Origin of the sequence: Phenylobacterium sp. (genome assembly GCF_044372605.1) — a bacterium.
GTDB lineage: Bacteria > Pseudomonadota > Alphaproteobacteria > Caulobacterales > Caulobacteraceae > Phenylobacterium.
In genome coordinates this window covers 1-7,748 of sequence record NZ_JBILRO010000163.1, presented here as the reverse complement: position 1 = coordinate 7,748, position 7,748 = coordinate 1, and the positions used below count along the sequence as shown (strand labels likewise).

9 protein-coding genes are annotated in these 7,748 nt (G+C 66.9%); 7 read left to right on the top strand and 2 right to left on the bottom strand.

The window, feature by feature from the left end; translation table 11 throughout:
• The 4 genes from ACIQ42_RS12950 to ACIQ42_RS12935 all read left to right on the top strand — a co-directional run.
• Window positions 1-1,736: SEC-C metal-binding domain-containing protein (locus tag ACIQ42_RS12950; RefSeq protein ID WP_397422617.1), on the top strand; the 1,736-nt coding region annotated here is incomplete at its 5' end.
• 104 nt (window positions 1,737-1,840) lie between these two features.
• On the top strand, window positions 1,841-2,062 hold the full coding sequence (locus ACIQ42_RS12945) for an antitoxin MazE-like protein (RefSeq protein WP_397422616.1): 222 nt from the start codon (window positions 1,841-1,843) through the stop codon (window positions 2,060-2,062).
• Window positions 2,049-2,378 carry a type II toxin-antitoxin system PemK/MazF family toxin gene (locus tag ACIQ42_RS12940; RefSeq protein WP_397422615.1) on the top strand — a complete coding sequence of 110 codons (330 nt, stop codon included), beginning with the start codon at window positions 2,049-2,051 and terminating at the stop codon, window positions 2,376-2,378. The genes ACIQ42_RS12945 and ACIQ42_RS12940 overlap by 14 nt, the downstream gene beginning before the upstream one ends.
• Before the next feature lie 73 nt (window positions 2,379-2,451).
• On the top strand, window positions 2,452-3,468 hold the full coding sequence (locus ACIQ42_RS12935) for an NADP-dependent oxidoreductase (RefSeq protein WP_397422613.1): 1,017 nt from the start codon (window positions 2,452-2,454) through the stop codon (window positions 3,466-3,468).
• A gap of 3 nt (window positions 3,469-3,471) precedes the next feature.
• Here ACIQ42_RS12935 and ACIQ42_RS12930 read toward each other — a convergent pair whose 3' ends face one another.
• The gene (locus tag ACIQ42_RS12930; protein ID WP_397422612.1) at window positions 3,472-4,689 is read right to left on the bottom strand and encodes a PLP-dependent aminotransferase family protein; all 1,218 of its coding nucleotides are present in this window, start codon (window positions 4,687-4,689) and stop codon (window positions 3,472-3,474) included.
• A 280-nt stretch (window positions 4,690-4,969) separates the two neighbouring features.
• Here ACIQ42_RS12930 and ACIQ42_RS12925 point away from each other — a divergent pair, with 280 nt between their 5' ends.
• The gene (locus ACIQ42_RS12925) at window positions 4,970-6,316 is read left to right on the top strand and encodes a flavin-containing monooxygenase (protein WP_397422611.1); all 1,347 of its coding nucleotides are present in this window, start codon (window positions 4,970-4,972) and stop codon (window positions 6,314-6,316) included.
• A gap of 24 nt (window positions 6,317-6,340) precedes the next feature.
• Here ACIQ42_RS12925 and ACIQ42_RS12920 read toward each other — a convergent pair whose 3' ends face one another.
• Entirely contained in the window at window positions 6,341-6,793 is a 453-nt protein-coding gene (locus tag ACIQ42_RS12920) for a DoxX family protein (RefSeq protein WP_397422610.1), read from the bottom strand.
• Window positions 6,794-6,924: 131 nt separating this feature from the next.
• On the opposite strand from ACIQ42_RS12920, the gene ACIQ42_RS12915 reads away from it, so the two are divergent.
• Both ACIQ42_RS12915 and ACIQ42_RS12910 read left to right on the top strand, forming a co-directional pair.
• On the top strand, window positions 6,925-7,365 hold the full coding sequence (locus tag ACIQ42_RS12915; RefSeq protein ID WP_397422609.1) for a universal stress protein: 441 nt from the start codon (window positions 6,925-6,927) through the stop codon (window positions 7,363-7,365).
• A 75-nt stretch (window positions 7,366-7,440) separates the two neighbouring features.
• Window positions 7,441-7,716, top strand: a complete 276-nt coding sequence (locus ACIQ42_RS12910) for a hypothetical protein (protein ID WP_397422608.1) — start codon at window positions 7,441-7,443, stop codon at window positions 7,714-7,716.
• Window positions 7,717-7,748: the final 32 nt, after the last annotated feature.

Here is a 7,748-nt window from a genome sequence, read left to right as displayed (position 1 = left end):
TGCACCAGGCCATCGAAGCCAAGGAAGGCGCCGTCGTCCAGCCCGAGAACCAGACCCTGGCCTCGGTGACGATCCAGAACTACTTCCGCCTCTACGCCAAGCTGTCGGGCATGACCGGCACCGCCGCCACCGAGGCGCAGGAGTTCCTCGACATCTACAAGATGGATGTGGCCGAGATCCCGACCAACCGTCCCGTCGCGCGCATCGACGACGACGACGAGGTCTATCGCACCGCCGCCGAGAAGAACCGGGCCGTCTGCCTCCTGATCGAGGACTGCTATCGCCGCAAGCAGCCGATCCTGGTGGGCACGGTGTCCATCGAGAAATCGGAACAGCTGTCGGAAATGCTGAAGGCCCACACCTTCGAGCTGGACGGCAAGACCATCCGCGGCATCCCGCACAATGTGCTGAACGCGCGCTATCACGAACAGGAAGCCGGCATTGTAGCCGACGCGGGCGTGCCGGGCGCCGTCACCATCGCCACCAACATGGCCGGCCGCGGCACCGACATCCAGCTGGGCGGCAACGTGGACATGCGCCTGGCAGCCTGGCGCGAAGAGCAGCGCGACGCCGGCGTCGAGGTCACCCCTCAACAGGCGCTGGACAAGAAGGCCGAGATCGAAGCCGACATCAAGGACCTCAAGGAACAGGCGCTGGCCTCTGGCGGTCTGTTCGTCCTCGGCACCGAGCGCCACGAGAGCCGACGGATCGATAACCAGCTGCGTGGCCGTACCGGTCGTCAGGGCGACCCCGGTCACTCCAAGTTCTTCCTGTCGTGCGAGGACGATCTGCTGCGTATCTTCGCCGGCGAGCGTCTGGACTCGATCATGCGTACCTTCGGCGTCCAGGAGGGTGAGGCCATCACCCACAAGTGGCTGAACAGCGCCATCGCCACCGCCCAGAAACGCGTCGAGCAGCGCAACTACGAGATGCGCAAGAACCTGCTGAAGTACGACGACGTCATCAACGACCAGCGCAAGGCCGTCTTTGAGCAGCGCCAGGAGTTCATGGAAGCCACCGATCTCCAGGAGATCATTGGCGAGTTCCGTGACGAGGTGATCAGCGAGTTCGTGCTCCGCCACCTGCCGCCCAAGGCCTATGCCGAGCAGTGGGATATCGAGGGCCTCGACGCCCATGTTCAGCAGAACCTGGGCCTGCAGTTGCCCCTGGCCCAATGGGCCGCCGAGGACGGCATCGGCAATGAGGAGATCGAGGAACGTATCCGCAAGGCCTGCGACGCCCGCGCCGTCGAGCGCAACCAGATGGTCGGCGAGCACATGCGCAACATCGAGAAGAGCTTCATGCTCCAGACGGTCGACCTGCAGTGGCGCGAGCACCTGATGCACATCGACCACCTGCGCACGGTGATCGGGCTGCGCGGCTATGGCCAGCGCGACCCGCTGAACGAGTTCAAGACCGAGGCCTTCACCCTCTTTGAAAAGCTCCTGGTCGACCTGCGCCTGAACGTTACCCGCTGGCTGATGACGGTGGAGTTCTCCTTCGAGGAGCCCCCGCCGCCGCCCATGCCCATCCCGTCGACGTTCGAGGTGCACCTGGATCCGCTGACCGGCGAGAACGAGGTCCAGGGCTTCCGGCCCGGCGGCCTGCTGGCCGACCAGCGCAAGGCCCTGCCGGTCTCCGCCCTGCCCGAAGGCTGGCAGTCCACCGGCCGCAACCAGCCCTGCCCCTGCGGCTCTGGAGCCAAGTTCAAGCACTGCCACGGGGCGTTGGTCTAGGGGGCGGGGTCGCTTTGACGCCGAAACCTGACCTCACGGATCGCGCCATTGCGTCCGATATCGTAACGCGTTACGTTTGATCGACCAACTTCCGGGGGATCACAATGGCGGCCGTCGCGGAACGGATGAAGGCGATGCGGGCGCGGCGGAACGCGCGCGGCGTTCGTGAGATCCGGCTGACGGCGCCTGACGCGCGCGCGGCATCGGTCCGGGATCGGATCGCCGCGCAGTGTGCGAGCCTGAACCATCAGCATGAAGACGCCGCCATGGCCTGGGTCGAGGCCATCTCCGAGTTCGACGAACCGGGTTTCGATGCGGCGCGGTGACGTTGTGACCGTGGCGGCGACGGGCGACTATGGCAAGCCAAGGCCCGCCGTCATCGTTCAGTCGGACGCCTTCCCGGAAAGCCATGCCTCCGTTGTCGTGTGTCAGATGACATCGGACCTTGTCGATGCGCCGGATTTCCGGATTACCATCGACCCCAGCGACAAAAATGGCTTGAGAACCCCCTCGCAGGTGATGTCCGACAAGCCGACCACGGTTCGGCGCGAATGCATCGGCGGCGTGATCGGTCATCTTGAACCCGGCGATCTGCGCCGACTCAATGTCGCGCTGGCCCTGGTGATGGGCCTGGCCGACTGAGCCACCTTGCCCCCACGCTTCGGCGCGGGCACGGTGAACCCGACGAACAACAACTTCCCGGAGCCCCGAACCCATGACCAACCTCAAGCGCTGGGTGCTGCAGCACCGCCCGGTCGGCGACATCAAGGCCGGCGACCTCAAGCTGGTCGAGGAGCCGATCCGCGATCTGGCGGACGGCGAGGTTCTGGTGCGCACCCTCTATCTGTCCCTCGACCCCACCAACCGCATCTGGATGAGCGATCAGGACCAGTACATGCCGCCGGTGCAGATCGGCGACACCATGCGCGGCGGCTCGCTGGGCATCGTGGAGCGCTCGCGGTCAGACCGGTTCAAGCAGGGTGACGTGGTCAACACGGGCCTGGGTGGCTGGACGTCCCACGTGATCGTGGGCGGCGGCATGCTGATGCCGGCGCCGCAGCTGCCGGGCGTGCCGCTGACCGCCTACATGAGCGTGCTGGGCGCCACGGGCCTGACCGCCTGGTTCGGCCTCTGCGACATCGGCAAGCCGCAGCCTGGCGAGACCGTCGTCGTCTCCGCCGCCGCCGGCGCCGTGGGCTCCATCGTCGGCCAGATCGCCAAGCTGAAGGGCGCCCGCGTCATCGGTATCGCCGGCGGCAAGGCCAAGTGCGACTGGCTGGTGAACGACCTCGGGTTCGACGGGGCCATCGACTACAAGAGCGAGGACGTCGGCGCGGCCCTCGACCGGCTCTGCCCGAACGGCATCGACGTGAACTTCGAGAACGTCGGCGGCGAGATCATGAACGCCGTCTTCAACCGCATGAACAACTTCGGCCGCATGCCGCTCTGCGGCATGATCTCGACCTACAACGACGATGGCCGCCCGACCGGCCCCACGGACTTCTCCCGCATCCTGATGCACCGGCTGACCGTCCGCGGCTTCATCATCACCGACTTCCTGCCCCGCGCCGCCGAGGCCATGGCCGAGCTGATCCCCTGGGTGATGGAAGGCAAGCTGAAGTGGAAGGTCCACGTCGATCAGGGTCTGGAAGGCGCAATGGACTCGCTCCAGCGCCTGTTCACCGGCGACCACGACGGCAAGCTGCTGATCCAGGTCTCTCCCGAGCCTTAGGACTCAGACCGATCGCCCTGTGGCGGCGCGGCTGATGTTCGAGCCGTTCGGCGCCATCCGCGCCGCGATCATCCGCGCCAGCCGTCGTACGCCCTCGTCGATCACCTCGGGCGCGGGCAGCGAATAACTGAGCCTGAGCGTGTTGGCCTGCGGCTCCACCGCGAAGAACGGCGCGCCCGGCACAAAGGCCACGCGCTCCTGCGCCAGCGACGCCGCCAGCAGCTCGGCCCCATCCAGCCCAACCGGCAATTGCAACCAGACGAACATGCCGCCCTGCGGCTCCGTCCAGGTCACGCCCGGCGGCATATGCCGCGTCAGCGCGGCCTGCATGGCCGCCGCCCGGGCCCGGTAGTGGCCGCGCAGCCGCTCTAGATGCGCGTCAAACCCCTCGGCGATCACCCGCTCGACGATCATCTGGTTGAGGGTCGAGACATGCAGGTCGCAGCCCTGTTTCAGCAGCACCAGCTTGTCGATCACCGGCCGGGGCGCACAGACCCAGCCGATCCGCAGCGCCGGCGAGAGCGTCTTGGAAAACGTGCCGCAATGGAGCGTCCGCGCCGCCTCGATGGACCCCGTCCGCGCAATATCCAGCGCCAGTAGCGACGGCTCGCCCGTCCCCTCGAACCTCAGGTCCCGATAGGCCGCGTCCTCCACGATCACCAGGTCCTGCGCCGCCGCCCGGTCCAGCAACCCCTCCCGCTCGGCCCGGCTCAGGGTCCGGCCAGTTGGGTTGGCGAAGTCCGGCACCACATAGGCCAGCCGCCCACCCGTCTGCCCGTCATCGGCCAGATCGCCATAGCGCGGCTCATAGGCGTTGAAGGCCCCCAGCGCGCCCATGTAGGTCGGGCGCATCGCCAGCACGAGGTCGCCTTCGCTCAGGAACAGCTTGCCGATCAGGTCCAGCGCCTGCTGCGAGCCCGCCGTGATGATGATGTTGCCCTCGTCGCAGGGCGCCCCGTCCGCGCTCATCCTGGCCGCGATCCAGCGGCGCAGCGACGGCAGCCCCTCGCTCACCGAATACTGCAACGCCTGGGCGCCGGCGCCGGCCAGCACTTCGGCGCAGACCGCCTGGATCGCCTCGATCGGAAACAGCGCCGGATCGGGGATTCCGCCCGCAAAAGACAGGATGTCCGGCTGATCCAGCAGCTTCAGCAGCTCACGGATCTCAGAGGCCCGCACATGGGCCATGCGGTCGCTGAAGCGGTCGTTCCAGGGGATCATGGGGTCTCCAGATTTGCAGGATGGAGAGGGGTCCGACCGATCCATCCGCTCAGTTTGCGGGGGTCGGAAGCAAGGGTGCAGCTAGGCGCTGCGCACGGCCTCGCATACCCCCGGACGGGGGGCGGATACCTGCGAGGGTCGCGGGGTCCAAGGGCTCATTCACACAGACTAGCCATCCATCACCACCCTGTCACGATCCAGTTCACCTTAAGCGGCGCCCTTGCCGGACGTCAGGTGAAGCCGCGCAAACTCCCGCAACCTCACCGGAGACCAACCCACCATGCCCGCCCTGCCCAAGGCCTGCATCATCGGCGCAGGATGTTCCGGCTTCACCACGGCCAAGCGGCTCCAGGACCTGGGCGTCCCGTTCGACTGTTTCGAGATGTCGGACAACATCGGCGGCAACTGGTACTTCCGGAACCCCAACGGCAAGTCGGCCTGCTACGAGAGCCTGCACATCGACACCTCGAAATGGCGCCTCGCCTTCGAGGACTATCCGGTCCCCGCCGACTGGCCGGATTTCCCGCATCACGCCCAGCTGCTGCAGTATTTCCACGACTATGTGGACCACTTCGGCCTGCGCCAGAAGATCACCTTCAATACCGCCGTCACCAGAGCCGAGCGCACCGCCGACGGCCTCTGGTCCGTCACCCTGTCCACCGGCGAGACGCGCACCTATGACGCCCTCATCGTCTGCAACGGCCACCATTGGGACGCCCGCATTCCCGACTATCCGGGCCACTTCGACGGCCCCCACTTCCACGCCCACGAATACCGCACGCCCTTCGATCCCGTGGACATGCGCGGCAAGACCGTGGTGGTCGTCGGTATGGGCAATTCGGCGATGGATATCGCCTCCGAGCTGGCCCAACGCCCCATCGCCAAACGCCTGATCGTGGCCGCCCGGCGCGGCGTCTGGGTGCTGCCCAAGTACATCGACGGCAAGGTCGCCGACAAGGCTTCCATGCCCCACTGGATGCCGCGCAAGCTGGGCCTGGCGCTGGCCCGCGCCAAGATCAAGAAGACCGTCGGTCGCATGGAAGACTACGGCCTGCCCAAGCCCGACCACGAGCCGCTGGAAGCCCACCCCTCGGTCTCCGGCGAGTTCCTGACCCGCGCCGGCTGCGGCGACATCACCTTCAGGCCCAATATCGCCGAGCTCATGGGCCACCAGGTCCGCTTCGAGGACGGCAGCGTCGAGGATGTGGACGCCATCGTCTACGCCACCGGCTACCGGATCAGCTTCCCGTTCTTCAGCGACCCGGCCCTGCTGCCCGATGCCGACCACCGCTTTCCGCTGTTCAAGCGGATGATGCAGCCGGGCGTACCCAACCTCTTCTTCATGGGCCTGGCCCAGCCGCTGCCCACCCTGGTCAACTTCGCCGAACAGCAGGCCAAGCTGGTGGGCGCCTGCCTCACCGGCGCCTATCGCCCGCCGTCGCCGGCGGAAATGGCCGACATCACCCGCGCCGACGAGGCCCTGCATCTGGGCCCCTATTACAAGGCCGCCCGCCACACCATCCAGGTGGACTTCGGCATCTACTGCCACGACCTCACGAAAGAGATCGACCGCGGCGCCAAGCGGGCGAAGGCGGCGGGCGGCGCGTTGCCTACCTCCCCCGCGTAGCGGCGGGAGGAAGCGCCCTGGCCTCTAAACCGCAAAAGCCCTGGCGTCGCTCATCATCAACCCCGTCACCGAGGGCATGCGCCAGCGGCTGAAGCCCGCCAGCACCAGCAGGCCCGCCAGGATGCCGAGGTTCTTGATGAAGTTCTGCAGTTCGTGGGCGCCCGCCACGCCGCTGAAGTTCCAGAAATCGTGCATCAGCACATTGATCACCAGGATGTAGGCCACAAGGCCAAGCGCGCTGAACCGCACATACCGTCCCGTCATCAGCAGCAGGGCCCCCGCTACCTGCGCGACCCCCGCCACCACCAGCAAGACTGCGGGGTTGGGGATCCCGTGGGCGCTCATCAGGCTGATGTTCATCGGCGCGGCCGTGAACTTCAGAATCCCCGGCAACAGGAAATAGAGCGCCAGCAGCACGCGGCCCGTCGTGATCATCAGGTTCGAAGTCGGCGATGTCTGCAGCATGCGCAAACGCATCACAGGACTTTCACCCCCTGTCAAACGCGCCGCATAACGCCGGTTGATCTCGATCAACGCCGCCGACGCCGCGCCCGTGCCAGGCTGACCTCACAACAAACCCACGCCTGCGCCCCCCGGAGGAACACCCCATGTACAAGCACATTCTCATCTCCACGGATGGATCCGACCTTGCCCAGAAGGGCCTCGACCACGGGCTGACCCTGGCCAAGGGCCTGGGCGCCAAGGTCACCATCGTGACCGTGACCGAGCGGTTGCCGGTCTACTACGGCCTCGACGCCGGCGTGGCCGCCATGGCCTACGGCGGCTACGGCGCCAACCAGAAGGAAGCCGCCGAGAAAGTGCTCACGGCCGCCAAGGCGGCGGCGGCCAGGATGGCGGTCATGGCCGATACGGTGCTGATCGAGGACGCCCTGCCCGCAGAGGCGATCATCGAGGCGGCCAAGGCCCACGACTGCAGCCTGATCGCCATGGCCTCCCACGGCCGCCGGGGCCTCGGCCGCCTGATGATGGGCAGCGTCACGGCCGAGGTGCTGGCCCACAGCCCTGTGCCCGTCCTCGTGGTGCGCTGATCTCCGCCCACAGACCGCACTTTGCTGATCGCCGGTGAGGGTTTAGTCTTCGCCCCCTGTTCAAGGGAGAAAGCGATGAGCGACGCCATCAGCCCCGGCGATCTGGTCCTCTGTGTCAACGCCGCCCCCAACCACGCCACGGGGTGGCCGGTGCCCCTCCAGGCCGGAGAGACCTACCGGGTCATCGAGATCATGGACTTCGACTGCCCCTGCGGCCGCGGCGACGCCCTGATCGACGTGGGCATCGACTTCGCCTGGTGCCAGACCCGCTTCCGCCTCCTGCCCAAGCCCAAGGCCCAGACCCGGGAACGCAAGGTCACCGCGCCCCGGGAGAAGGAGACGGTGCGGTAGGGGGTGGCGGAACGGCGGTGTCTGTATTGGCG